The sequence below is a fragment of the Granulicella rosea genome, assembly GCF_900188085.1.
Classification (GTDB): Bacteria; Acidobacteriota; Terriglobia; order Terriglobales; family Acidobacteriaceae; genus Edaphobacter; species Edaphobacter rosea.
On the sequence record NZ_FZOU01000001.1, the window covers coordinates 1313457 to 1338986 of the forward strand.

General features: G+C 61.7%; 25 protein-coding genes and 1 tRNA gene. 16 read left to right on the plus strand and 10 right to left on the minus strand.

The window, feature by feature from the left end:
* Window positions 1-810, minus strand: a complete 810-nt coding sequence (locus CHB87_RS05515; protein ID WP_089407339.1) for an IclR family transcriptional regulator — start codon at window positions 808-810, stop codon at window positions 1-3.
* Window positions 811-972: 162 nt separating this feature from the next.
* Window positions 973-1986 carry an AraC family transcriptional regulator gene (locus CHB87_RS05520; RefSeq protein ID WP_245817830.1) on the minus strand — a complete coding sequence of 338 codons (1014 nt, stop codon included), beginning with the start codon at window positions 1984-1986 and terminating at the stop codon, window positions 973-975.
* A 97-nt stretch (window positions 1987-2083) separates the two neighbouring features.
* Between CHB87_RS05520 and CHB87_RS05525 the strand changes: the two genes are divergently transcribed.
* The 4 genes from CHB87_RS05525 (at window position 2084) to CHB87_RS05540 (ending at window position 5477) form a co-directional block, all read left to right on the plus strand.
* The gene (locus CHB87_RS05525; protein ID WP_089407340.1) at window positions 2084-2974 is read left to right on the plus strand and encodes an SDR family oxidoreductase; all 891 of its coding nucleotides are present in this window, start codon (window positions 2084-2086) and stop codon (window positions 2972-2974) included.
* 167 nt (window positions 2975-3141) lie between these two features.
* Window positions 3142-4116, plus strand: coding sequence for a zinc-dependent alcohol dehydrogenase family protein (locus CHB87_RS05530; protein WP_089407341.1), 975 nt, complete (start codon window positions 3142-3144; stop codon window positions 4114-4116).
* A gap of 29 nt (window positions 4117-4145) precedes the next feature.
* Window positions 4146-5027 carry an alpha/beta fold hydrolase gene (locus tag CHB87_RS05535; protein WP_089407342.1) on the plus strand — a complete coding sequence of 294 codons (882 nt, stop codon included), beginning with the start codon at window positions 4146-4148 and terminating at the stop codon, window positions 5025-5027.
* Between the two features lie 36 nt (window positions 5028-5063).
* Window positions 5064-5477 carry a DUF302 domain-containing protein gene (locus CHB87_RS05540; RefSeq protein ID WP_089407343.1) on the plus strand — a complete coding sequence of 138 codons (414 nt, stop codon included), beginning with the start codon at window positions 5064-5066 and terminating at the stop codon, window positions 5475-5477.
* Here the strand turns inward: CHB87_RS05540 and CHB87_RS05545 are convergent.
* Complete coding sequence (locus tag CHB87_RS05545; protein WP_089407344.1) at window positions 5455-7389, minus strand: beta-L-arabinofuranosidase domain-containing protein; 1935 nt, start codon at window positions 7387-7389, stop codon at window positions 5455-5457. The two genes, CHB87_RS05540 and CHB87_RS05545, sit on opposite strands and share 23 nt — an antisense overlap.
* A 622-nt stretch (window positions 7390-8011) precedes the next feature.
* On the opposite strand from CHB87_RS05545, the gene CHB87_RS05550 reads away from it, so the two are divergent.
* The 10 genes from CHB87_RS05550 to CHB87_RS05595 all read left to right on the plus strand — a co-directional run bounded on the left by CHB87_RS05550 (window position 8012) and on the right by CHB87_RS05595 (window position 17955).
* Window positions 8012-8194 (plus strand): Flp family type IVb pilin, encoded by a 183-nt coding sequence (locus tag CHB87_RS05550; protein WP_089407345.1) that lies wholly within the window; start codon window positions 8012-8014, stop codon window positions 8192-8194.
* Window positions 8195-8442: 248 nt separating this feature from the next.
* Entirely contained in the window at window positions 8443-8982 is a 540-nt protein-coding gene (locus CHB87_RS05555; protein ID WP_089407346.1) for an A24 family peptidase, read from the plus strand.
* Between the two features lie 4 nt (window positions 8983-8986).
* Window positions 8987-9847 carry a Flp pilus assembly protein CpaB gene (gene cpaB / locus CHB87_RS05560; RefSeq protein WP_176441608.1) on the plus strand — a complete coding sequence of 287 codons (861 nt, stop codon included), beginning with the start codon at window positions 8987-8989 and terminating at the stop codon, window positions 9845-9847.
* A complete protein-coding gene (locus CHB87_RS05565; protein WP_142988229.1) occupies window positions 9844-11262 on the plus strand; it encodes a type II and III secretion system protein family protein in 1419 nt (472 codons plus the stop codon). The genes cpaB and CHB87_RS05565 overlap by 4 nt, the downstream gene beginning before the upstream one ends.
* Window positions 11263-11337: 75 nt before the next feature.
* Complete coding sequence (locus CHB87_RS05570) at window positions 11338-12534, plus strand: CpaE/TadZ family protein (protein WP_176441609.1); 1197 nt, start codon at window positions 11338-11340, stop codon at window positions 12532-12534.
* A gap of 44 nt (window positions 12535-12578) precedes the next feature.
* A complete protein-coding gene (locus CHB87_RS05575) occupies window positions 12579-13925 on the plus strand; it encodes a TadA family conjugal transfer-associated ATPase (RefSeq protein WP_089407350.1) in 1347 nt (448 codons plus the stop codon).
* Between the two features lie 12 nt (window positions 13926-13937).
* Window positions 13938-14912 carry a type II secretion system F family protein gene (locus tag CHB87_RS05580; RefSeq protein WP_089407351.1) on the plus strand — a complete coding sequence of 325 codons (975 nt, stop codon included), beginning with the start codon at window positions 13938-13940 and terminating at the stop codon, window positions 14910-14912.
* Between the two features lie 4 nt (window positions 14913-14916).
* Complete coding sequence (locus CHB87_RS05585; protein WP_089407352.1) at window positions 14917-15813, plus strand: type II secretion system F family protein; 897 nt, start codon at window positions 14917-14919, stop codon at window positions 15811-15813.
* 301 nt (window positions 15814-16114) lie between these two features.
* Complete coding sequence (locus CHB87_RS05590) at window positions 16115-16465, plus strand: DUF192 domain-containing protein (RefSeq protein ID WP_089407353.1); 351 nt, start codon at window positions 16115-16117, stop codon at window positions 16463-16465.
* A 14-nt stretch (window positions 16466-16479) separates the two neighbouring features.
* The gene (locus CHB87_RS05595; RefSeq protein WP_142988230.1) at window positions 16480-17955 is read left to right on the plus strand and encodes a hypothetical protein; all 1476 of its coding nucleotides are present in this window, start codon (window positions 16480-16482) and stop codon (window positions 17953-17955) included.
* Here CHB87_RS05595 and CHB87_RS05600 read toward each other — a convergent pair.
* The 4 genes from CHB87_RS05600 to CHB87_RS05615 all read right to left on the minus strand — a co-directional run bounded on the left by CHB87_RS05600 (window position 17936) and on the right by CHB87_RS05615 (window position 21479).
* Entirely contained in the window at window positions 17936-19207 is a 1272-nt protein-coding gene (locus CHB87_RS05600; protein WP_217897011.1) for a glycosyltransferase family 39 protein, read from the minus strand. The genes CHB87_RS05595 and CHB87_RS05600 overlap by 20 nt on opposite strands.
* The gene (locus CHB87_RS05605) at window positions 19200-20477 is read right to left on the minus strand and encodes an ArnT family glycosyltransferase (RefSeq protein ID WP_089407356.1); all 1278 of its coding nucleotides are present in this window, start codon (window positions 20475-20477) and stop codon (window positions 19200-19202) included. Before CHB87_RS05605 ends, CHB87_RS05600 begins: the two co-directional genes overlap by 8 nt.
* Window positions 20478-20607: 130 nt before the next feature.
* On the minus strand, window positions 20608-20844 hold the full coding sequence (locus CHB87_RS05610) for an anti-sigma factor family protein (protein ID WP_089407357.1): 237 nt from the start codon (window positions 20842-20844) through the stop codon (window positions 20608-20610).
* A complete protein-coding gene (locus CHB87_RS05615; RefSeq protein WP_425432466.1) occupies window positions 20841-21479 on the minus strand; it encodes a sigma-70 family RNA polymerase sigma factor in 639 nt (212 codons plus the stop codon). The genes CHB87_RS05610 and CHB87_RS05615 overlap by 4 nt, the downstream gene beginning before the upstream one ends.
* Window positions 21480-21732: 253 nt before the next feature.
* Here CHB87_RS05615 and CHB87_RS05620 point away from each other — a divergent pair, with 253 nt between their 5' ends.
* Window positions 21733-24027: a lytic transglycosylase domain-containing protein gene (locus CHB87_RS05620; RefSeq protein ID WP_245817831.1), complete on the plus strand. Its 2295-nt coding sequence runs from the start codon at window positions 21733-21735 to the stop codon at window positions 24025-24027.
* 94 nt (window positions 24028-24121) lie between these two features.
* On the opposite strand, the gene CHB87_RS22175 is transcribed toward CHB87_RS05620, so the two are convergent.
* The 3 genes from CHB87_RS22175 to CHB87_RS05635 are packed head-to-tail and all read right to left on the minus strand — an operon-like array spanning window position 24122 to window position 25265.
* Window positions 24122-24289, minus strand: a complete 168-nt coding sequence (locus CHB87_RS22175) for a hypothetical protein (protein ID WP_176441611.1) — start codon at window positions 24287-24289, stop codon at window positions 24122-24124.
* A gap of 41 nt (window positions 24290-24330) precedes the next feature.
* Entirely contained in the window at window positions 24331-24687 is a 357-nt protein-coding gene (locus CHB87_RS05630; protein ID WP_217897012.1) for a hypothetical protein, read from the minus strand.
* Window positions 24684-25265 (minus strand): RNA polymerase sigma factor, encoded by a 582-nt coding sequence (locus tag CHB87_RS05635; protein ID WP_089407360.1) that lies wholly within the window; start codon window positions 25263-25265, stop codon window positions 24684-24686. Before CHB87_RS05635 ends, CHB87_RS05630 begins: the two co-directional genes overlap by 4 nt.
* Before the next feature lie 146 nt (window positions 25266-25411).
* On the opposite strand from CHB87_RS05635, the gene CHB87_RS05640 reads away from it, so the two are divergent.
* Window positions 25412-25498 (plus strand) — tRNA-Leu (locus CHB87_RS05640).
* Window positions 25499-25530 lie beyond the last annotated feature (32 nt).

Sequence of the window (25530 nt, forward strand, 5' to 3'; positions counted from 1 at the left end):
TCAGGCCTTGTACTGCTTGCCGCCGATCGCGGTGCTGATCTCGAGCGCCGCTCGGCGAAGGGCGTCGGTGACGTCCGTTGCATGGGTGTTGGCCTCGCTATGCTGAATGTAAGGCACGGTAAGCGCGCCGACGGCTGAGCCCCGGTCGGCGAAGATGGGGAAGCTGATGTTCACAATGCCCTTGACGAGGTAGCTCGCGCGCTTTTCGAAGCCGGCCTTGCGGATGCGTTCAAGATGCGTTTCGAGGTCGCGCGGCGGCGTGTTGCCGGTCTTGCGGGTCCATTCGCCGATGGTGCGGGCGCGTTGCGCGGGGTCCAGATGGGCAAGTATGACGTAGCCGCTCGCGGCCTCCATGATGTCCACCTGCGAGCCGAGTTTGACGTAGAAGCCGATGTCGGTGGGCGCGTTGGTCTGCGCGACGATAACGACCTGGCTGCCTTCGAGCACGCCCATGTGGCAGCTCTGCAGCGTCTCGTGCGCGAGACGATTCATCACCGGCAGCGCGTCGACGATGAGGCGCTCGGTCGGCGGATGCTCCTGCACCAGCTTGAAGAGCTTCAGCGTAAGGGAGTATTGCTCTTCCTCAACCTGCGCGATGTAGCCGCGGCGTTCGAGGCAGAGAAGCATGCGGAAGATCTCGGAGACGGTGCGATTCAGCTCGCGCGCCAACTGGCTCTTGGTGAGACCGCGCGGCTGGCGGGCCAGCAGTTCGATGACATCGAGACCCTTTTCCAACGCGGGCGTGGCGTAGTTGACGACCTTCTTCGACTTGCCCGCGGACGGCTTCGATGCCTTGGTTGCTGTGGCCATGACGTTGCTTTGCCCTCCCCGAGAGTATGCCACTTTTCATAGGCGAAAAGAAGTGGCTGCGACACGGACGTATCAGGGAACCGGGCTCTGGCGGTAATGCGGGGAGGCCGAAGACCTGACCGGCAGGTGCGTCTCACTTCCGGCACGAGCGGGTCGCGCGCATCATTCCGCCGTACGCGGCGTCACTCGGGCGTACTGCCTGGGCGAGCAGCCCATGACACGGCGGAAGGCCTTGCCGAAGGCGCTCTCCGACTCATAGCCCAGCGACTGCGCAATGACGCAGAGGCCATCTGAAGAGCTCTTCAGCCGGTCGGCCGCCAGCAGCATGCGCCAGCGTGTGAGGTATTCCATGGGGGTTGCGCCGACCGTCTCGCGGAAGCGCAGGGCAAAGACCGAGCGCGACATGCCGACGCGTTCGGCCAGCGACGGCAGCGTCCAGGGATGGCCCGGGTCCTGATGCATGCTGGCGATGGCGAGGCTCATATGCTTGTCCGTCAGCGCGGAAAGCCAGCCGGGCACGACGCTGGATGCGTCGCTCAGGTGCAGGCGGAGCGCCTGCACGAGCATCATGTACGCCAGTTGCTGCGCAATCAGCGATCCGCCGGGCCTGGGCGTGCGGAGTTCCTCGCGCATGCGTTCGAGCGACCACCGCATCGCCTCCTTGTCCTGCTCGCTGCGGATGTGGACGATGGGCGGCAGGGATTGCAGCAGCATCTCCGCATGCGCGCCCGACAGGGCGAAGTGGCCGCCGGCGATATACGGAACGCCCTCGGTCAGGCCGGGACACTCACGCGTCATGCCCAGCCGGGCGATGGCGACGGTGTAGTGGACCGGTTCGAGCGCGAGGTCGGTCGCGAGGCGGAACGGCAATCCGCGCGGCAGGAGGAAGCAATCGCCGGCCTGAAGCAGCACCGGCTCGGGCTCCGTTTCGACCACGAGCCAGCACCGCCCGGCGAGCACCGCGTAACATTTGATGCCCTGGTGTTTTGGGAAGTGGATCGCCAGGTCGCCATGCACCGCGAAGCCGCCCGCCGAATAGCTGCGCGGCTTCAACAGGGCGAGCACCTCGGAGAGCGGGTCCATCGTCTCCGCGGTAAGCGGCAGCGGCGCACCGCTCTCTTTTGCTTCAGAGAGTGGAGTCTCGGGTTGTGGATGCAGGACGATTGAGCCGATCATGCGGACTTTCAGTATAGATCGTCCGTGAATCATGCGCCATCTACTGATGGACGGCGCAGATAAGCTGCGTATTCGTCGAGGCTAAAGGAGAGACACCATGCGTATCTTTGTGACTGGGGCAACGGGATTCATCGGTTCGGCGCTTGTGCCGAAGCTGATTCAGGCAGGACATCGGGTGCTGGGCCTGACGCGTTCGGAGGCGGGCGCAGAGGCGCTGCGGGCGGCCGGCGCCGATGTGCTGCACGGCAATATCGAAGACCTCGACAGTCTGCGTAAGGGAGCGGCTGAGACCGACGGCGTCGTCCACCTGGCGTTCAACCATAACTTCGCGAACTTCCAGCAGAACTGCGACAACGACCACGCGGCGATTCTGGCGATGGGCGAGGTGCTGCTGGGTTCGAACCGGCCGTTCGTCGTCACCTCCGGCACGGCGATCGTGAGCGGTGTCGACGGCAAGCCCGCTACGGAGGACGGACCGGTCGCATCGTGGAATCCGCGCGTGGCGTCGGAGGCCGCGGTGCTGGAGTTGACGAAGCGCGGAGTGAACACCTCGGTCGTGCGGCTGGCGCAGATCCACGACACGCGTAAGCAGGGTTTGGTGCCGTACGTCACAGCGGTCGCGCGGGAGAAGGGCGTGTCGGCTTACATCGGCGAAGGCGGCAACCGCTGGCCCGCGGCGCATGTCTCGGACACGGCGCTGCTCTATCGGTTGGCCTTTGAGAAGGCCGAGCCGGGCGCGATCTATCACGCGGTCGACGAGGAGGGCGTATCGATGAAGGCGATCGCCGAGGCGCTGGCCCGTGGGCTGAACGTGCCGGTGGTTAGCATCAAGCCCGAGGAGGTGGACGCACACTTCGGCTGGCTTGGCCGCTTCGCCGCAAACGATATGCCGGCTTCGAGCGCGCTGACGCAGCAGAAGCTGAACTGGAAGCCATCCGGACCGAGTCTGATCGCGGATCTCGATGGCATGGACTATACCCAGGCCTGATCGATAGATGGGGGCGTCGATGCTTCGTCTCGCCGGCCCCCATCCGCCGCGGTTACGGGCCGTGATCGCCAGGGCGTTGATCATCTCCAGTGATATTCTGGCCGCGCTGGCTTCAATCTTCATTGCGCGCATTGCGCTCATGATGACGGCGCGGCAAAGGAGAAGCGATGAAGGCTTACGTCGTAGAGGCCGTAAACGGACCGTTTCAAGAGAGAGCGGTCGCCACGCCCGAGCCGCAGCCCGGACAGGTTCTGGTACGGATCGCTGCCAGTGGCGTGAATCCGCTCGACACCAAGATTCGGGCCGGGCAGGCCGGACACGCGAAGCAGCCGTTGCCCGCCGTGCTGGGGCTCGATATGGCAGGGACGGTCGAGGCTGTCGGCGTAGGCGTCACCGCCTTTCATCCCGGCGATGAGGTCTTCGGCATGGTGGGCGGCGTCGGCGGTCTGCAGGGTACGCTGGCAGAGTACATCGCCGTGGACGCAGACCTGCTGGCGCCGAAGCCGAAGACGCTGAGCATGCTGCAGGCGGCCGCATTGCCGCTGGTTGCCATCACCGCGTGGGAAGGACTCGTCGACCGGGCGAAGGTTCACGAGGGCCAGAAGGTGCTGATCCATGCGGGCGCCGGGGGCGTTGGTTACGCGGCGGTGCAGCTCGCCCTGGCTGCGGGTGCAAAGGTCTACGCCACGATCTCCGAGGACAAGCGCTCGCTTGTCGAAGAGCTTGGCGCGATCGCCATCGACCGCAACACGCCGGTCGAAGAGTATATGCGGGCGCATACCGCCGGAGAGGGCTTCGACATCGTTTACGACACGCTGGGCGGCCCGGTGCTGGATGCATCGTTCGTCGCGACGAAGCGTTACACCGGGCATGTCGTCAGTTGTCTCGGCTGGGGATCGCACTCACTCGCACCGCTGTCTTTTCGCGGAGCCACCTACTCCGGCGTATTCACGCTCTTTCCTCTCATCTCCGGCATCGGACGCGCTCATCACGGCGAGATTCTTCTGGCGATCTCGAAGCTGGCGGACAAGAACGAACTTCGCCCGCTGCTGGCTGCGCAGTCCTTCGGACGTGACACCATAGCAGAGGCGCACGATCTCGTCGCAAGAGGAAGCAAGGGCAAGGTAGTCGTTCAGTTCTGAACACCGTTACGAAGGAAGAGTCTGACGCCATGAGTGAATTTTTGTCCATTCCGTATACCTCTCATCACTTCGTCCAGGCCGATGGCGTTCGCGTCTTCTACCGCGAGGCCGGGCCGGTCGATGCGCCGGTCGTGCTTCTCCTGCACGGGTTTCCCTCCTCATCGTTTCAGTACCGGGAGCTGATCCCGAGGCTCGCCGACCGTTACCGCGTCATTGCGCCCGACCTGCCGGGCTTCGGCTTCACGGAGATACCCCAAGGCCGTGGCTACACCTATACCTTCGATTCGCTGGCGAAGACGATCCTCGCCTTTACCGAGGCGTTGAACCTTGCAACGTACGCGCTCTACGTCTTCGACTATGGCGCTCCGACGGGCTTCCGCCTGGCGATGACGGCGCCCGAGCGCGTGTGGGCCATCGTCTCGCAGAACGGCAACGCGTACGAAGAAGGCCTGGGCGACGCATGGCAGCCGATCCAGCGTTACTGGCGCGATCCAACGCCGGAGAACCGCGACGTGCTTCGCCCCGCCCTGACCTCCGAAGGCATCCGCCATGAATACGGCGTCGGCATCCCCGATTCGAGCCTTATCAAGCCCGAAGGCTACACGCTCGATGCCGCGCTCATGCAGCGGCCCGGCAACGTCGAGACCCAGCTCGATCTATTTCTGGACTACGCGAGCAACGTCCGCCTCTATCCGGAGTTCCACCGCTACTTCCGCGAGAGCAATCCGCCTCTGCTCGCCGTCTGGGGAGAGTTTGATCCCTACTTCATCCCCGCCGGAGCGAAGGCCTTCCAGCGCGATCTTCCCAGCGCAGTGGTGCATCTGCTGCCCACCGGTCACTTCGCGTTGGAGACGCATCTTGAAGAGGTCGTTAAGATCATGCGGGAGTTTCTGCAGACGCACGAGAGCTAAGAGACCGAGCGCACGGCGCAAGAAACGGGAGGCGAAATGAAGACGACGGGGAAGAAGGGAATCGTACATCTGGACAGCGCGCGGCCCGCCCAGGAGGTGCTGCAGCATCTACTGGCGATCCTTCAGGCGAAGGCGATCACGGTATTCGCCGTGATCGACCATAGCGGTGAAGCAGCCAGAGTCGGCATGGAGATGCACGATACGAAACTCGTCATCTTCGGCAACCCAAAGGCTGGCACGCCCCTCATGCTGGCCGCGCCGGACAGCGCGCTCGACCTGCCCCTCAAGATCCTGATCGCGGAAGACGCGAACGGCGCCACGAAGGTCAGCTATAACGATCCCGCCTATCTCCAAACGCGCTACGACCTGACGCCGGAACTCGTAGGGAACATCGCCGCGATCGAGCAAATCGCCGCGACGATTGCGGCTACGCCAGCTTCCAGTAGGTGACGTAGCGCCGATGGGCGATCTTGTAATAAGGCGAGAGCCTGACCGAGCTGGCTGAACCCGTCGCCGGAAGGTGGAAGCTCAGCGGTTCGTCCGCCGGCGTCGCCTGCCGGAGCAGAGCGGCAGGATCGCCTTTCAAGACTGGCGCCGCATATGGTTCCTTCAGGACCTCACCGTAAAGCCGTTCGTTGACGTTCAGGTCCGCTCCGGGCGCGATGCCTTCGCTACCCAGATCGCCCGCCAGCACGATCGGCCCGTAGACGAACGCGACGATCTGCGGGCTGCCCGGCAGCGGCACGGCCTTCAACTCCATCGGCAGGTCGACCTCGAGGACGTCGCCATCTCGCCAAACCCTCTTCAGCTCCATGTAGGAGCTGGGCAGCTTCGATTCGACCGCGACCTTGCCGTTGATCCGCACCGTCGCGGTCCGGCACCAATACGGATGCCGCAACTTCACCGTCAGTTCGATGGGCTTCGCGGTCTTCCATTGCAGCTTCGTCCCGGCCTGCTCGGGGAACTGCGTCGTCTGCGTCAGCGTGACGCCCCTCGCCCAGGTTACAACGGAAGGGATAAAGAGGTTCACATACAGCGCGCCCGGGCCCTTGAAGTAGATCGAGTCGTTGTACTTGGCATGGTTCTCCATGCCCGTTCCGGTGCAGCACCAGAACGAGTCGACCGGCGTGCAGTAGAGCTTCATATATCCCGGCCGATTGCCCTGATAGTAAGTCACCATGCCGGTGTCGGGGTCTTGCGAGGCGAGAATGTCGTTGTACAGCGCGCGTTCGTAGAAGTCGGCATAAGCGGCCGTCGGCGCAAGCTGAAACAGCATGCGCGTGAGCTTGAGCATGTTGTAGTCGCAGCAGGTCTCGGACGCCTTGGCCGAGAAGACATGCCGCGCGAAGTCGGTAACAGGGAAGAAGTGTTCCACGTCGCCATGGTTCCCGTTGACGAACGAGCGCGTAGTCACCACCGTCTGCCAGAAATACGCGGAGGCAACGTAGAGTTCCTTCTGGCCCGTCTGCGAGTAGATGCGGTTGAAGCCGATCACCTTTGGAATCTGTGTGTTGGCATGCAGCCCATCCAGCCGGTCGACCTGCCGGGCCAGCGGCTCGAGGATGGCCTGGTGGCAGAAGCGCTTCGCCAGATCGAGATAGCGCACGTCGCCGGTCATCTGGTAGAGGTCGGCCATCACCTCGTTCATGCCGCCGTGCTCCTCTCGGAGCATCTTCTGAAACTCCACGTCCGAGAGCGGCTCCGTGGCCGTGACGGCCCAGTCCGCGTAGCTCACCAGCACCGTCAACGCCATGGGATTGCCGGTGTAAACGCTCGCATCGCGTAGACCTGCATAGACCTTATGCAGCGTGTACCAGGGAACACCAGAATACTTTTTGCCCGTTAACACCGCATCCATCAGCGAGTTCCCCTCGGGAAACGCGGTCAGGAGCCCTGTCTTGCCGGCGATCTGGCATGCGCGCAGCTCGGCGACGATATAGTCGCAACGCTGTTTGAATTGCGAGTCGCCCGTCGCGCCGTACATCAGCGCACAGCCCGAGAGGTAGTGGCCGAGCGTGTGTCCCTGGCAGTGTATGTCGGCCCAAGTCGCCACCGACTCCCAGCCTCCGTAGACCGCAGCCTTCGGCTGAAGGCCCGCGTTGACCCGAAAGGTATGCAGCATGCGGTCCGAGTCGAGGCTTAGAAGATATCGTTCTCCGCGCTTGCGAGCTTCGAGAAAGGGGCCATCGAGGAGTGTCACATCGCCCAGTTTGAACGGCTCCACTGCCAGCGGTACGTCCGGCTTCGTCGTAAGCCCCTTTTGATGGAACGCCATAGCCGAAGGGGCCAGCAGCGTTGCGCCGGCCGCTCCACCCAGCCCCTTCAGCAGATCGCGGCGTGAAAGCTCCTCGTTCCTACCCATGCTTTGCACCTGTCGGTAATCGTTTTCCCAGCGACATCCGGTTTGCGGCTCATGCTCTTCCGCGGACGCGATCCGCCATCGCATTTCGCTGCTGAGACAGTGTCGCATACGTTCGAGCGTTCCGGCGCGAGGGCTGGTTCACTCCCCCAAAGGCAGTAGAAAAACGAATTCCAGCCGATAAGACGAGCAGAGGTGTCGTCCGAAATGGAGCAACGCGAATGTCCTGAGTCCCCAAACACAAAATTGGGAAGGACGGGCAACCCACCTTTGGGGGATGGGTGCCGGCCGTGGAAAACCTCGTACAAAATGTCCGGAAATGAATCAGACCGCAACTCGGCGCGCATTGGAGACGATATGTTCAACATGATGAAACTAAAGACCTTGAAGGATGTGATTCAAGCCATCTCCAACGCTGGAAAGCGACACGGCAGTAATCTCGTCCGGTAGCAAGGTAACTTTCCGGGGGTTACGTTGGAAGCACCCCCTATACCTCGAAAGATTGAAGCGGTACCACCTTCCGACCGTTGTTAGAAGGCAACACGGAACCTAATCTCTGTTTAGCCGCTGAGTTCCAAGAGCGACCAGGCATTCCAGAACATAGAACCATACAAGGAGAACCACCATGAAGAACCTCAAGCAGATCGTGAACAATCTCATCGTCGACGAGTCCGGCCAGGACCTGATCGAGTACGCTCTCGTTGCCGCCCTCGTCGGTCTCGGCGCCCTCGTCTCCATGCGCTCGCTCGCCAACACCATCTCGAACGCCTTCAACACCGTCGGCAACAACCTCACCTCGGGCATCTAGTTCCCCTCTGGGCGTCCGGTCGGGCGCTGGTGGGGATCGGTTCTTCCGTTGAGGGAACTGGTCGTTCTTCAACCAGGCGACTGAGCATCTTGTTTGAATCGCTTCGAACCTGGTGCTCAGTTACTTACCTCAAAACCTGTTTTGGGCGACGGGCCAGAAATCGCCCTTGATTTCCACCGATCAGAGGGGGTAAGCACACCGTGCGAGCCCTCTATTTTTCTTCCCAATCTTCGGCAAGGATCCATCCCATGCACATCGACAGAGAGTTCGTTTATCCGGCCGCCGCGACTGCATGCGCGCTCATTGGCGCGGCTACCGATATCAAGAGCCGCAGGATTCCGAACATCCTGACCGGCCCGTCTCTTCTGGCTGGATTGCTGCTGCATCTCTCGCTCGACGGCTGGCATGGTCTTCTGTCTTCTTTTGGCGCCGCACTCTTCTGTGGCGCGGTCTTCCTGATCTTTCATCTCGCCGGCGGCATGGGCGCGGGCGACGTCAAGCTGATCGCCGCGGCCGGATGCCTGGCGGGCCTGCCGAACTCCGCTTATCTGCTGGTGCTGACCGCGATCACCGGAGGCGTCATGGCCGTTGGAATGGCTCTGATGCGCGGCCGGCTGAAGTCGACCCTGTTCAACGTGGCCGCGCTTGCCACGCATCACAAAGAGCAGGGACTGACGCCGCATCCTGAGCTAAATGTTTTGAACGCCAGCACGCTGCGCCTGCCGTATGGTCTGGCGATCGCCGCAGGCTGCTGCGCAACGCTGTATACGCAAGGCCTGGCCCGGTGACCTCATGATTGCACGCCGCCTCATTCTCTCGCTCTTCCTTTCGCTCGTCGGCTCCGCGCTCTTCACCTTCTGGCTCAGCCAGAAATTCAACAAGGCGCACGTCGTCGAACCGCCGAAGACCCTGGGCTATGTCACCAGCTCCGTGCCGATCCAGGCTGGAGAGGTGCTGAACCCGGCCAACGTCAAAATTGTGCAATGGCCGATCACCTCTCCGCTTGAAGGCGCCTTTGCCAAGCCCGAGCAGGTCGCCGGACGCACCGTTCTTTATCCTCTCGCCGCCGGTCAGCCGATTCTCAACACCCAGTTATCCGCCGCCGGATCGGGCATCGGTCTCACGGCCAAGATTCCCGAGGGCATGCGCGCCATCTCGCTGCGCAGCGACCAGATCGTCGGAGTCGCGGGCTTCCTGCTTCCGGGCACGCATGTGGATGTGCTGGTCACCTTCCATCCGCAGAACTCGCCGGATGCAATTACGACGACGGTCCTGCAGGACGCGCAGGTTCTCGCCGCGGGACAAAAAATGACGCCCGACGCGGACGCCAAGGCAGCCACCACCGACGTGGTGACGCTACTGGTGAACCCCGAAGATGCGGAGCGGGTCGTACTCGCAAGCCAGCAGGGCACCGTGCATTTCGTACTGCGTAACGGCTCGGATCATGAGAAGACCAACGGCGCTCCGGCGCAGGTCTCGTCCTTCGGCGGTTACACGCCGACTCAGGCTCCCAATCTGAAGACCGCTGGCGCCGGTGGCGCGCCTGCTCCGCTGCTGCTGCGCAAAGGACCCGCGCCCCAGGCCGCGCCCAAGCCCTATACCGTCGTCACCATGTACGGCAACAAGCAAGTTACGGAGACCATTCCACAGTGAACGCCCAACGGATACTCTCAACCTCGTACATGGCGCTGATCAGCGTCGGCCTGTTGTCCGCGGCGAACGGCTTCGCGCAGGCAACCAACCATGCCACCATCGTCAGCAAGTCCGCCCCGGCTTACTCGGGCGGCAACGCCTCGGGCGACTTCACCAGCTCGCTGCCGGCGCAGCAGGACGTTCACCTGGTCGTCGGCCGGTCGATCTTCGTCAACACCAAGCATCGGCTCGTCCGGGTCTACATTACGAACCCGTTGATTCTGGACTCCTACACCGCCACGCCGAACCAGGTCGTCGTTACCGCCAAGGCCACCGGCACGAGCTCCGTCATCGTGTGGGACGAGGCCGGCGAGGTGCAGGCCTTCCTCATCACATCGGACATCGACGTCGCCACCCTGCGCGAGTCGATGAAGAGCGCTCTGCCGAACGAGAACGTCCAGGTAAACAGCAGCGAAGGCCACATCGTATTGACCGGCACCACGGGCACGGGCAACATCTCCGACGCCGCCATGAAGCTCGCGGCCAGCTACTCGAAGGATGTCTCGAACGCGATGGTGATCAACTCCTCCACCGTCAAACAGGTGAAGTTGAAGGTGCGCATCGTCGAAGTCGATCGCTCGAAGCTGAATCAGTTCGCGTTCAACTTCTTCAGCGCCGGCGGCAACAACCTCGCGCAGACCACGACCGGCACGAACCCCTCCACGGTGAGTGTCACGCAGGGCGGCAGCACGGGCGGCAAAAACGTGCAGATCACCAATCCTCTGAACTTCCTCTTCTACAGCTCGAAGCTGAACGTCGGCGCGACGCTGCAGGATCTGCAGACCATGAATCTCCTGCAGATTCTAGCCGAGCCGGAGATCGTCACCATGAGCGGCCAGAAGGGCAGCTTCCTCGCCGGCGGAGAGTTTCCTTTTCCCGTCGTGCAGGGCAGCTCGGCCGGCGCCACATCGATCAGCATTCAATTTCGGCCGTACGGTGTAAAGCTCGACTTCACCCCGGTCGTTAATATCGATGGGACTGTTGACCTGAAGGTCGCGCCCGAGGTCAGCTCGCTGGACTATACGAACGCCGTATCGATCAACGGCTATACCATCCCCGCGCTCTCCACGCGGCACGCGGAGACGCAGGTGGTGCTGCGCAGCGGCCAGAGCTTCTGCATCTCCGGCCTGCTCGACAAGCAGACCACCGACAGCATGGCGCACACCCCCGGTGTATCGAGCATTCCCATCATCGGCGCGCTCTTCAAGTCCAAGTCGCTGAATCACTCGCAGAGCGAGCTCTATGTCATCGTGACCCCCACGGTCGTCGATCCGCTGACCGACAACCTGATCCCCGAGGACCCGAAGCGCGGCGGCCCGATGCTGGATGTTACTAAGTTCGATAAGGACTTTGGGGAGCAGAAGAAAAAGAACTAAGTCGTCCCTCGCAACATAACCAGAAGAGAGCGTTTGCAATCTATGAACAACACATCTGGGATTTTCAATGCTGCAGTGATTACCGTCTGCCTCGAGCCGGAGATCGCCAATCTCGTGGTCGAGACCGTGGAGCGAATGCCATGGCTTGTCTCTTCCTCGAGCTTCGAGGCCTATGTCTCGGCCGCGCGCCGGCCTTACATCGGCCTGCAACTGAAGTCCGCCCATGGCTGCATCGCCGTCGTCGACTTCGACCAGAACCCCGAGCAGGCGGTCGAGAGCACCAAGTACCTGCAGCAGATCTTCGCCAATAAAATCACGATCATCGCGCTTGCCGCAAGCCACGATCCCGAACTGTTGCTGCTTGCCATGCGCGCCGGCTGCAGCGAGTTCCTGCACAAGCCACTGGACCTCGGCGCGCTCGAAGATGCTTTGCTTCGCCTGCAGCACACTTGGTCGAATCCCGCCGGGCGCATCGCTCCGGTAGGCTCGATCTTGTCCTTCTTCGGCGCCAAGGGCGGCGTCGGCACGACGACCCTCGCCGTCCACCTGGCCATGTACCTGGTCCAGTGCCATAAGAAGCGCACGCTGCTGATCGATAACAATCCCGAGCTGGGCCATGTTTCGGTCTATCTCGGTCTCGATGGGGCAAGGCATCCTTTTCATGAAGTCGTCAAAAATGTAAGTCGTCTCGACAGCGAGTTACTTCATGGATTTATCGCCAAGCACCCCAGCGGACTCGAGGTTCTATCTTCGCCCGATATCTGCGGCGGCACCAAGAACCTCAACCCGGACGCGGTTGCGAAGACGCTGGAGTTCCTGCGTAGCGAGTACGACTACGTCATCGTCGACTGCGCCACCATGCTCGACGAGACGAACCTTGCGGTCATCGATGCGTCCACCCGCGTCTACCTCATCGCAACCCCTGAAATCGGGGCGATTCGCGATCTTTCACGTTACGTCGACAGCCTGATGCAGATCGAATATACGACGGAGAAGATGCACATCGTCGTCAATCGTTTCTCGTCCCGCTATGCCGTCAGCGTCGAACAGATCGAGAAGGCGATTCGCCTGCCGATTGCGATCCGCCTGCCGAACTGCTACACCGAGCTCGTGCGTTCGGTCAATCTGGGCGAGCCGATCTCGCCCAAACAAAAGTCCGAGTTCGCTGTCCAATTAGTGAAATGGGCTAACACGCTGGTGGGATCGACCAATACGGTCGCCGCGCCTATAAGTAAGAAAGAGAAGAAATCGATGTTAGCGATGTTCTTCTAAGTTGTCTCTTGCGGTAAGAACAGAGTAGGGATTCGAGAGTATTTATGTCCGTCATCGTCGAACCCAATCCGAGCAGGACGCAAGACTCGCCACTTCGCACATCGCGCGGCGTGGCAGAGGTCGTACAGCAGCAAATCAAGTCCGCCGTTCACAAAGAACTGATCAAGCGCCTGGATCTGGATCGCCTGGGCGAGTTCAGCCAGACGCGCAACGGCCAGCAGCAGCTTCTCTTGCTGATTCAGCAACTGCTCGGCGAGCAGGGCATTCCGCTCAGCAGCGCGGAGCGCGACAAGCTGGCGCAGGAGGTTGTCGACGAGGTCTTCGGCCTCGGGCCGCTGGAGCCTCTGCTTAAGGACCCGACCGTCAGCGATATCCTGGTCAATACGCATTCGTCGGTATATGTGGAGCGTCGCGGAGTACTCGAAAAGACCAACGTCACCTTCAACGACGAGCGTCATCTCATGCACACGATCGAGAAGATCGTCTCCGCGGTAGGACGTCGCGTCGACGAATCTTCCCCAATGGTCGATGCCCGTCTCGCCGACGGTTCGCGTGTGAACGTGGTGATCCCGCCGCTCGCTGTCGATGGCGCCATTCTTTCCATTCGTAAGTTCGGCAAGAACTCCCTCTCCGCCGAAGACCTCGTACGCAATCTGATGATGACCCGCGAGATGCTCGAAGTGCTGAAGGGTGCGGTTCGCGCCCGTTTGAACATCGTCGTCTCGGGCGGCACAGGCTCTGGTAAGACGACGCTGCTCAACATGCTCTCAGGTTTTATCTCGCCCTTCGAGCGTATCGTCACCATCGAAGACTCGGCCGAACTGCAGATGAAGCAGGAGCACGTCGTACGGCTTGAGACGCGTCCGCCTAACGTCGAAGGCACTGGCGCCGTCAAGCAGCGCGAGCTTGTTATCAATGCCCTGCGTATGCGTCCCGACCGCATCGTCCTCGGCGAGGTTCGTGGCGAAGAGACGCTCGACATGTTGCAGGCCATGAACACCGGCCACGATGGTTCGATTACGACCATCCACTCGAACACGCCACGCGACGCGCTCGCTCGCCTCGAAACGATGGCCATGATGGGCGAGGTTCGCCTCGCTGAAAAGGCCATTCGCGCGCAGATCGCATCGGCGGTTCACCTCATTATTCAGGTCTCGCGTATGGCGGATGGATCGAGACGCATCACGCATATCACTGAACTGACCGGAGCCTACAGCGAAGTGATCAGCATGTCGGATATCTTCCTCTTCGAGAAGAAGGGCATGAATGCTCAGGGCAAACTCAAGGGTCGATTCTATGCGACCGGCATCATGCCGAAGTTCGCAGATAAGCTGGCGGGACTTGGCATTCCACTGCCTGTCAACCTGACCAATCACTCCGTAGACGTATAGCCGAGGAACAGCATGGCGATTCTCGTTCTCACCTTCTTAGTCACGATGTCGATGATGTTCGCGGGGCTGCTCCTGGCCCTGCGGCCGACTCGTGAACAGAAGGCCATTCAACGCCGCATCACGGTCATCAAGCGTACGCATGGTGAGCTCGGCGGGGACAAGGATGAGATCGCCCAGTATCTCAGCGCGCCCGAGACGGGCGCCTTCGGCTGGATCGAAGCACAGCTTGCGGACTCGCGTATCTCGGAGTCGCTCAAGCTCATGCTTCTGCGGGCCGACAGCACCACTGCGGTCGGCATGGTGATCGTGACGATCGTCGGCACAGGCGCAGCGGCTGCGGCAATAGCATTCCTTGCGACGGGCATGCCTCTGGTTGCGGCGCCGGTCGCGCTTGTTGGAGCATACATTCCGATTCTGGTCTTCAAGATTCGCGGTAGCATGCGGCTCAAGGCCTTCAATAATGCTCTGCCGGACGCGATCGAGATGATGTCGCGTTGTCTCCGCGCGGGCCACTCCATGTCCTCGGCCATTGGCATCATCGCAGACCAGGCCGCCGAGCCGGTGAAGACCGAGTTCGCGGAGGTCTTCAAGAAGCAGAACTTCGGCCTGCCCATGCGTGATGCGCTTATGCAGATGCTCGACCGCATTCCATCGCAGGATCTGCGTGTGCTTTTCACGGGCATCCTGGTGCAGAAGGATACGGGCGGCAACCTCGTCGATATTCTCGATCGTATCGTCCACGTCATTCGCGAGCGGCAGCGCATCAAGGGCGACATCCAGACACACACTGCGCAGGGCCGTCTCACAGGATGGATTCTCTGCATGCTGCCGGTGGTCATGCTGGGTCTCATCAACTTCATCAACCCTGGCTACTCGCGGGTTCTGTTCGTCGACCCCACCGGTCAGAAGTTCCTTGGCGGCGGCGTCTTCCTGCTGTGCGTCGGCGTACTTATCATTCGCAGTATCATCAACGGAATCGAGATATAACGGCATGATCTTCTATCTGGCTATTGCCGTAACGACCTTCTCCGCGATCGCTCTGCTGATGGCGCCCATGCTGCTTCGTCCTTCGCCGGAGGCTCAGCGCATCCTGGACGTAGTCAGCAGCAGCCGTCCCGACCGTAGAACGGTAACCGAGAAGGAGCAGGTGCAGGAGCGTGTGCTATCGATGGCGCGCGACTTCCGCAGCCGGCTCGGGCTGGCGGAGAATCCAAAGCTGAAGGCGCGTCTTTATGCCGCCGGCATGCGTGAGGCCAAGGCCGCCGACGTCTTCTTCGCCGCACAGTTCCTCACGCCGCTGGTGCTCGCCTTTGCCGCCAGCTTCGCGCCGGATAACACCATGTTCTTCGTCTTCGCCGCCGCGGCCGTGGGCTACATCGCGCCGGACTTCTGGCTGACGTCCAAGACGAAGAAGCGCAACAACCGCATACGCCGCAGCATGCCCGACGCCATCGACCTGCTCGTCATCTGTGTGGACGCGGGCCTCGGTCTCGATCAGGCGCTGTTGCGCGTTGGGGAAGAGCTAGCGATCAGCCATCCCGACATCAACGAAGAGTTTACCCAGGTTCATCTGGAGCAGCGCGCCGGCAAGCCTCGCATGGAGGCCTGGCAGAGTCTTGCAGAGCGTACGAAGATTGAAGAGTTTACCTCTTTCGTCAGCATGCTCATCCAGTCCGAACGCTTCGGTACGCCGATCATCAAGGCGCTGACGCGGTTCGCCGACGAGCTGCGCACCAAGCGTCGTCAACACGCAGAAGAGGCAGCCGCCAAGACAAAGATCAAGATCATCTTCCCCCTGGTCATATGCATCTTTCCCTGCATCTTCATCGTGCTGCTGGCGCCGGCTATCCTCAGCATCGCGGCGGGCGTCAAGGGGTTGAGTAACTAGCATGGATACCCGGATGAAAAATCATGAGATGAACGCGATGGCGGGAGTAGCATGGCCCTTAGTTATTCAGGCCCCCCGTACATCCAAAGTTTCCGCGGTAGTTGACGCGACGACGTTGAGCGCACACGTCCACGAATTTCTGAATCGAATTTGGAACATTTCCGGAAAGGAGGCCTAAATCATGGATTCAGCAGCTCTCGTTCGCATTGCAGCCGGTGCTCTCGCAGTGATCGTCCTTGCGGTGATCGTTTACCGCAGGAAGCAGAACAATGCCTAATTACCCGAAGGAGTCTCAACCGCTATGCGTATCGTGACAGTCCGCAATGAAACACGGGATACGGTAGTGGGGGATCGTGTCGAGGTTGCCACTACGTCTCTTACCAGAATGGTGGGACTCCTTCCCAAGCGTCATCTGGACGCCGGAGCCGGGCTTTGGATCAAGCCCAGCTCCGGTGTTCACACCATCGGCATGCGCTTCACGATTGACGTGATCGGCGTCGATAAGAACCTGAAGGTCGTCTCGCTCTGGCCGGATCTCGTGCCTCTGCGCGTGACCAAGGTCAGCTTCAAGATGCGCAGCGCCATCGAGCTTCCAGCCGGCCAGATCCGCGCATGCGGCATCGAGGTCGGGGACCAGTTACGCATCGTCTAGGCGCGCATATCTCCGTGCCGACCCAAGTCAAGCCCAGGACATCCACCGCGACGCATCCTCTCGGTTTGCGTTTCGAGCATGTGCTCGCAGCGCTCTTTGCGTCCGCCATCTATATCTTCTGCATCCATCGTCAGTTACTCGCGGACCCCGATATCTGGTGGCATCTGAAGGATGCGGAGTATCTCTTTCAGCATCGTTCTTTCATTCATCGTGAATTATTTACTTACTCCGTAGAAGGCAGTAAGTGGATGAATCCGGAGTGGCTCTCGGAGGCTGTTTACTATCTTGCGTGGCGGCTCGCCGGCTATCGCGGCCTGGAGACGACAGCCATCCTCATGATCGAGGCATTGGCCGGCGGCGTCTGTCTGCTGGCCTGGCAGAGAACCCGCAACGTGAGGGCGGCGCTCCTCGCCGGCTGCTGCTTCATGCTCTTCGCCACTGTCTCGATCGGGCCACGAACGCAGATGTTCGGCTGGCTCTGCTTTCTTACGGAGTTGGCGGTGCTGCATGCCTTCCGCCAGGGCCGCGACCGCTTGTGGTTTCTTCCTCCGCTCTTCCTTCTCTGGATCAACCTCCACGGATCGTGGCCCATCGGAATCGTCTTCTTTGCCGTCTTCGCGTTATGCGGTATGCGCGGCTTCGAACGAGGCGCCATCGTGGCTCGGGCCTGGACGCCGCAACAGTTGCGGCACATGGCCATCATCGGCTTGCTTTGCCTCTTCGCGCTCTTCGTCAACCCGTACGGCTGGCGGCTCGTCGTCTATCCCCTGACCATCACGACGCAACATGCGCTTACGCTGGGCGCGGTACAGGAGTGGCAGTCGCTCGACTTCCACAGCTTCCGTGGCAGAGCCGTCTTCGCCATGCTCGCAGGGCTCCTCTTCGCGGGCGCGCTGCGCCGCAGGGTATGGGAGCTGTACGATGTCGTCACCCTGATCGTCGCGTCGCTCGCCGCCTTCAGTTACTCGCGTTTCCTGCTGCTCGGCGGAGCCGTCATCTGCCCGTTGCTTGCGAGGGAGTTTGTCTTCGACATGAGAAGCGTAGCAAAGAAGGAGCAACCTTTGCTCAACGCGGCAATCGTCGCGCTGGCGGGTCTCTTCGTCGCCACGCATCTGCCCTCGCAAAGAGAGTTGAAGTCCCAGTCCGATGCTGGCTATCCTGTGGATGCCGTCGCATGGCTGCGCCAGCATCCGCAGTCCGGCGAGATGCTCAACGCCTTCGACTGGGGCGGCTATCTCATCTGGAACCAACCTTCCGTGCCGGTATACATCGATACGCGCGCGGACGTCTTCGAGGACTCCGGCATACTGCTGCAGTATGTCGACACGATCGCTCTGCGTACGCCCATCGATGGCATCGGCAGGGGAGGAGTCGGCTATGTGCTCATGCCGGTCGGCGAGCCGCTGGTCAGAGTGCTGCGACGTTCAACGGACTGGACGGTCGTTTACGAAGATCGGACGGCAGCCGTCCTTATTCGCAAGTCACGCTAGCGAGCTTCGCTGTCCGCCTGCGCCAGCAAGTCACCGCATAGGCCGTTAGCATCGTCAGGATGGGATCGAGCACGAGCCGGAAGCGACCGTCTGGATGCGTCACATAGTACGGCAATGGGAAGAGCGCGAGGATCGCCAGCAGCAGCGTGAAGCCACTGCGTCGCCGCGACAGGTAGAGTCCGCTGAAGCCCAGCAGCGAGGTCAGGCAGATGTACACGATGAGCAGGTAAGAGGTCTTCTTGTCGATGCCGGTCCAGAAGCTGGCGAATCGCTTGAGCGTCAGCCTCAGAAAGCGAGCGGGCTCGGCCCGGATCGCTGCTTTACTCAACTCCGACTTGCGGCGCATGTAGCCAATCTCGCCGAGCATGCTGTACTCCTGAAACTGCACGGCGTCGACGCTGGGGTGGAGATTGGGCTCGAAGAATCCGTCCGCGCCGGGCCGGTTGCCCTGCCAAAGCTCATAGCCCAGGTTCGTGCGCAGCGGAATGAAGGCATGCATCGTGCGCAGGTTGCGCACGGGCCACGGCGTGAAGAGCAGCAGGCAGAGCAAAGCGCCCGCGACAGGCCCGGCGAAGGAGATCCTCGCGGTGCGGTATGTAGCCCACGCAAAGCAGCACGCGATGAGGGTGAGCAGGGATGGGTTGACCAGGAGCGCGATGCCCGCGCATGCGCCCATCCCCAGCCATGCTGCGATGTTTCTGCGTGGCGCCGCGGCCAGCAGCGTCAGGTAGAGCATCGCGCAGAGCAGCAGAGTCGACAGGCTCGTCTCCCAGAAGAGCACGGGAAGCCACAGGATTGGCGGGCTGACCGCGCATACGATCCCCGCGAGATTCGCCGTGGCGGCGTCGAAGAGCCGGCGCGCGGTCAGCATCAGCAGCGCAATCGCGGCCACGCAGAACGCAGCCTGCATCAGCATCACGAAGATCTCTGCATTGCGGCTGTCGATGCCGAAGATGCGAAAGATCGTCCCGATCAGAACCGGATAGCCCGGCGCCAGAAAAGCCGAAGCTCCGGTCGAGCCGCCGAAGGGCGAGCTAAGCCCATGCCCCAGGGCGACCGAGCGCGACAAGCTGCCGAGATCCGTCGCCATGCCGAAGAACGCGGCTGCACTGGTGTTGCGAAGCTGCATGCCAACGAGCGTCAGGCGCAGCACGAGCGCAAGCGACAGGATGGCGGCCAAGCGAAACTTCGCGCCTTCGTGCGCCGTTTCGTTCGGCATCTCCGAGTGGCGCGCGGGCATGGTCTCAACCATGGATGGCCTGTGCCGCTTCGATCGGCTGCGGGGTCCTGTCTTCGGACTCCTGCACGATCGAGCGGCTGAAGCTGACCAGCGCATAGGCCGAGAGCACCGTCAGCACGGGGTCGAGCACCAGCCGGTAACGGAACTCCGCATGCGTGATGTAGTACGGAAGCGGGAAGAGCAGCATCGGCAGGGCGAGGAGCGTGAAGAGATCGCGCCGCCTGCGCCACAGCAGGCACATCCCCACAAGACCCAGCGCCGACGTCATGCAGGCGTGCAGCGTGAAGATGCTGGAGCCGCCCTGCGAGCCGGTACCGGTCCAGAAGCGGTAGACGCGGCGCAGGCTCAGCCGCACGAAGACGCCGGGGTTCTGCCGGATCGACTGCTTCACGAGCGCGCCTTTGTCGGCGGTATAGGCGATCTCGCCCTTGCGCTTGTAGTCGTCAAGCTCTGTCTGGTTGAAGGTGGGGAAGTTGAACTCCTCAAGGTATCCGCTCGCGCCGGGATGGTTGCCCATCCACAACTCATAGCCGAAGTTCGACCGAAGCGGGATAAACGCATGGAAGACACGCGCATTGCGAATGGGCCACGGCGCGACGACCACGGCGAAGCACACGACCGCGAGGAGGAGGTTCGTCGTCTGGGTGCGGCGCGTCTGCCACGCCAGCCAGCAGACGATTGCGGTCAGCGTAACAATCAACGCCGGGTTGAAGAGCACGGCGACCGCGCAGTACATGCCGATCCCGATCCATAGCGCGCGCGCCGGCTTCTCACGACAGCGCAGGGCGAGCGCCAGCAGACCGGTGACCATGCAGATCGAAACCGAGCTCTCCCAGAAGATCGTCGGCAGCCACAGCAGAGGGGGCGAGCACGCCCAGAAGAGGCCGGCAATCATCGCGACGCGCTGGTCGAAGAGCTTGCGCGCCAGGTGCATGACGAGCCAGACCGTGATGAGGTTCAACAGTATCTGCAGGCTGATAATGGCGACGGCCGACGCTGCGCTGAAGCTGCCGAAGACGCGAAAGACGGCAGCGATCAGCAGGGGATAGCCAGGGCCGAAAAAAGCTGTCGGGCCGGTTTCACCGACGAAAGGAGAGCTGAGTCCATGCCCTGTAATCAGGGAGTTGGCCAGCAGGCCCATCTCGATACCGCGAGAAAATAGCCATTTTGCCGGATAGTGAGCGACGACGGTCCAGAGCACAAGCAGGCGCAGGAGAGCCGAGAGTGCAAGGATTGCAACGGTTTGCTTCGCGTGGCTGGAGCGCTGCGGCCGTGTTTTCATCGCCTTCCAGATAAAAGTCTATGCGTAGACCTTATCGGCGGCCATGTCACTTCCGGGGCAGAAAGGTGATCGAAGTTGTTATAAAAGCGGGATGGAAAGGGAAGCAGTCACCCCTCCATCCCGCAGATGTCTACTTGTGCGGCACGCATCGTTCCATGATGGAAGAGTGCAGACGCGTGCGCAGGTCGGGCGGGAAGTCGTAGAGTTCGTGGTCCCGGTAGATGTTGATCGTCTTGGTCGTCGAATCCAGCACCACCTCGCAGTGTTTGCACTGGCAGATGTGGGCCTCTACCTCGACGAGAAGGTCTGCGGGTACGCGGCCATCGAAATAATCCGTGAGCTTCGAGAGGAAGTCTGTGCAGGTCATCCGGATTGGCCCTCCTTCTTCTGCTTGAAATAACGGCTCAGTCGCTCGCGAAGTTGCAGCCGCGCACGCAGGAGCCGGGACTTTACCGCCGGAACACTGAGGCCCAATGCCTCGGCGGTCTCTTCCGTCGACAGGTTTTCGATGTCCCGTAAGGTGAAAACGGTTCTAAAACCTGGCGGAAGGCCCTGAATTGTCTTGCGCAGTATATCCCCAAGTTCGGCCTGGTTGTATTGCTGCTCCGGATTCGGCCGCCATTCGGCGAAATCGCGGGGAATCGAACCCTCGTCGGTCTGGACGTCCTCATCCATCGACACGGTCTTGCTGGTCTTGCGCTTGCGCAGACGCATCAGGCTTTCATTCACCGCGATGCGCACCAGCCATGTGGAAAACTTGGAGTTTCCCTGAAACTGGTCGAGCTTCTGATAGGCCTTGAAGAAGGCGTCCTGCGTAATGTCCTCGGCGTCTTCGCGATTCTGCGTGATGTGCTGCGCGACGCGGAAGATCTGGCGGTCGTACTGGCGGACGAGCTGCTCGAACGCAGAGCCGTCGCCCGCGCGTGCGCGCTCAACCAGCGCGACGTCGGGGTGAATCTCTTCGGTGATGGTGGGTTCAAGGGCGGGCATCGGGTCTGGCATCAGCTCCGGGCTGCGGTCTGCGCAGCCAAGGTACATAGTAAATGGAGGGGTCGCAGCGGGCAATCTCAACCGCTGGCACGTCCAAATAGGTTGCCAATACGTCTGGTTAGAAGCGAGCGTCGTACCCGGCTTGGTTCGTCCGCCGGCTCGAATGCGGGTTACGGATGTTTTACGGGCCGGGTGCGGCTAGAGTCATAAGAGTATGGGTTTCTTCGGGGTTTCGTTTTCAATCCGCGGTCTTCGATGGGTTCGGTTGGTTGGCGTCGCCGGTCTGGCGCTGGCGATCGGGCTGCCGTGCGGGTTGGACGCGCAGACCCGGCCGAAGAAGAAGCCGGTTGCGAGGTCGGGTAAAGCCTCGGCAAAGAAGGCGCCCACGCGCAAGGGTGGCGTGAAGGCTGGGCACAAGCCGGCAGGGAACGCAGCGGCGGAGGCGGCGAGTGCGAAGGCCTCGGCGCAGTCGGCCCGGCTGACCAGCGCGTTTGTGGCCTCGGCGCAGCTTCGGCCCATGGCGCAGCAGCTCTCCTCGACGCGTTCCTCGGCAGCGTACAGCGGCGTGCTGGGATACGCGCAGGCGCATACCGGGGAGGCTTCGGCGACCGCCTATCTCGCGCTGGGACACAGCTACACGCTCGATCACCGGTACGGCGACGCGGTAGAAGCGTATAAACTCGCCGGCGTTCGCGGCGATGTGCTGGACGACTACGCCGACTACCTCGGTGCGCAGTCGGCTGTGCAGGCAGGTCGCGGCTCGGATGCCTACGGTCTGCTCGATCACTTCGCCGACCGCCATCCGGACAGTATCTTCGTCAATAACGCGCCGGTGCTGCTGGCGAACGCCTACCTGCAGCAGCAGAATCCTGCGGGCGCGGTGAAGGTTTTGACGCCGCTGATTGGATCCGCTCAGGCGGATCATCCGGACTTCGAGTACACGCTGGGCCGCGCGTACCAGCTCTCGGGCGACCGCTCGCATGCGATCCCTCTCTTCCGCGCCATCTTCGTCGGCCAGCCGCTGACGCCCGAGGCTGCGCAGGCCCGGACGCAGTTGCTCGCGATGGGCGCGCCTCCAAGCGCCGCCGAGCGCAAGATTCACGCCGACCAGCTCTTCAACGCCAAGCACTACAGCGAGGCCATGGCCGAGTACAACGCCGTGCGCAACGACTCGTCGCTCTCGGTCGCGGATAAGGATGCGCTTGAGATCTATACCGCCGTCTGCCAGTTGAAGCTGAAGCACCTCGGCCGCCGCGACGTCGAAAAGCTGCCCGTGACCAACGACGACAGCGCCGCCTTGAAGCTGTATCTCTTCGCCGAGATCTCGCGTACGGAGAAGAATCGTACCGAGCACGACGACATCATCAACCGCATGGTGAAGGAGCATCCGCAGAGCCGCTGGCTCGAGGAGGCGCTCTACTCCGGCGGCAATATGTACCTGCTGACGCACGACGCGCCGCAGGCGATCTTCCACTACAAGCTGCTGGTGGAGCGCTTTCCGAACAGCGTCTATGCGCCTTCGGCTCACTGGCGCGCGGCGTGGTTGAACTACCGGCTGCGCAACTACAGCGAGGCCGCGCGGCTGATGGACGAACAGATTCTGCGCTACTCGGCCGGTATCGAGGCGCCAACGGCGCTCTACTGGCGTGGCCGCATCTACGAGGACGAGGAGCGCAACTTCGGCCAGGCGGTGAACTACTACCGCGCGCTCTCGGACGCTTACTCCAACTACTACTATGGAGAGTTGGCGCGTCAGCGCATCGCCGTGCTGGGCAAGCAGGCTGCGACGCCGCCGTCGAATGTGTTGAGCTACGTGCGCAAGCTGCAGGTTCCGCCGCTCACTGGCGCGGTGCCGGAGAACGATCCGCACTACATCAAGGCCAAGCTGCTGGCGAATGCCGCGCTGAACGAGTACATCGGCCCCGAAATTCAGGCCAGCCCGACCGCCAATCAGTGGGGCGCGCTTGCCCAGGCGCAGATCTATGCGTCCTACGGCGAGTACACGCGCGCGCTGCAGTCGATGAAGCATTCGGGCATCTCCTTCTTTACGTTGCCCTTCGGGCAGGTGCCGGTCGAATACTGGCGGCTGATGTTCCCGCAGCCGTACTGGCAGGAGATCGTCGCCGACGCGCAGAAGAACGGGCTCGACCCGTATCTCGTGGCGTCGCTGATCCGGCAGGAGTCGGAGTTCAACCCCGGCGCGGTCAGCCCGGCGCACGCTTACGGGCTGATGCAGTTGCTGCCGTCGGTCGGCAAGGAGAACGCCAGGCGCGAAGGCATGAAGGGCTTTCAGACGAACATGCTGCTGAACCCGGCGACAAATATCGACCTGGGAACCCGTAACCTGAAGAGCGTGCTCGACCGTTTCGGCGGTCAGCCGGAGTATGCGCTGGCTGCCTATAACGCGGGCGATGTGCCGGTGCGTCAGTGGATGGCGCTCGGCAACTATAAAGATGTAGCCGAGTACGTCGAGTCGATCCCTTACACAGAGACCCGCGAGTATGTGCAGGCGATTCTGCGGAACCGGGAGATGTACCGGGCGCTGTATCCGACACATTAAAGCGGATGACCGGGGTGAAAGAAAGCGGATGACCGGGGTGAAAGCAGACCCTCCGCCGCGCAAAGGATCGACGCGCGATTTTAGTTGTGAATGTTCAGGCGGGATCGTGAGTTCGTTGCGCCTCCCGGAGTTGCTGATTCTTGATCAGCAACTCCGAAACCAGCAGATGGAGACGAATATTTTCGCTCTCGAGCTCCCGCAATCGGTTGAGCGAGAGAGGTGCGGCTTCAAGCTGGGCGGAGTGGGGCATGGTCTGCGTCATGGAACTCTCCTTCGTTTGCGGCATTGCCGGCTCTTGCAGGATTACCGGGCGACGGGGGTCTCGGCCGGAGCTTCACGGCGTCTGCCGAAGGGGCCGCAGCCGCGACCGCGCATGCCGGCGCGGAAGCGCTCCCGTTCCTCCTCGCTCATACCCACCCACCGTTCCTTCATGTGATTCTTCCAGTGGCGGCGTCCGCCGCCGTGGTGGTGAATGCCACTGAAGAACAGCTTGCTCAGCAGGAGCAGGCCGACGGCTTGAAACCACGTGATGCGCGTCAGGCCGAAGATCGCCGGCATCAGCCAGTTCCAGAGGTGCATGGTGACGTAGCCGAGCGCAAAGGCCACGATGGCGATAAAGACGAGAAACTTGACTGCCTTGAAGAAGCCGTAGCGTTTCATGGTTCTACCTCGTTGATTCCAAACGTTTCTTTCATCTCCTGCAGACGCTTGCGCAGATGCAGCACGGCGTATCGCTTGCGCGAGAGCAGGGTGTTGACGGATGTTCCGGTCTCGTCCGACAGCTCCTGAAAGCTGCGACCGAGAAGCTCGTGCGCGATGAAGACCTCGCGTTGAGCGTCGGGTAGCTCGTCGAGGGCCTCGTCAAGCGCGTCGAAGAGCAGGTTGCGGGCGTAGATGGCGTCGGGTCCGGCGTCGTCCGAGGGAAGCAGGTCGGCGAGGGTCTGGACGTCGTCCTCGGAGCCTGCGGGGCTGGCGAGCGAGACGACCTTCTGCCGGCGAAAGAGGTCGGTGATGCGGTTGCGCGCCACGCGAAAGAGCCACGCGGTGGCCTGCTCGACCGGCTTCAACAGCCGGTAGGTCTGGATGAACTCGTAGAAGACGTCCTGCAGGACATCCTCGGCGTCGGCGGTATCGAGCACGCGATTGCGGATGAAACTTCGCAGGCGCGGTTCATCGCGGCTAAGCGCCTCTGCGATGATGCGGTCCTGCTCGTCGATCGTCCACTCCCGTGTTGCCATTGCCGCTCCCGTGCCGACCCTTCTTTGAGGATCTACCGGTGTTAACGGGGAAGCGAAGAAAATATTGTAAGGATGGGAAAAGATTTTGCGCGGCGGCCTGTAGGAGCGGCATGGCGCGGTGGGTTAGCATGGCGTATGAGCCGTCCGCCCGGGTGGTGAAATCGGCAGACACAGCGGACTTAAAATCCGTAGCCCTTTAGGGAGTGGGGGTTCAAGTCCCCCTCCGGGCACCAAGATTTCCACATATATTCGCTATCCTCGTAAC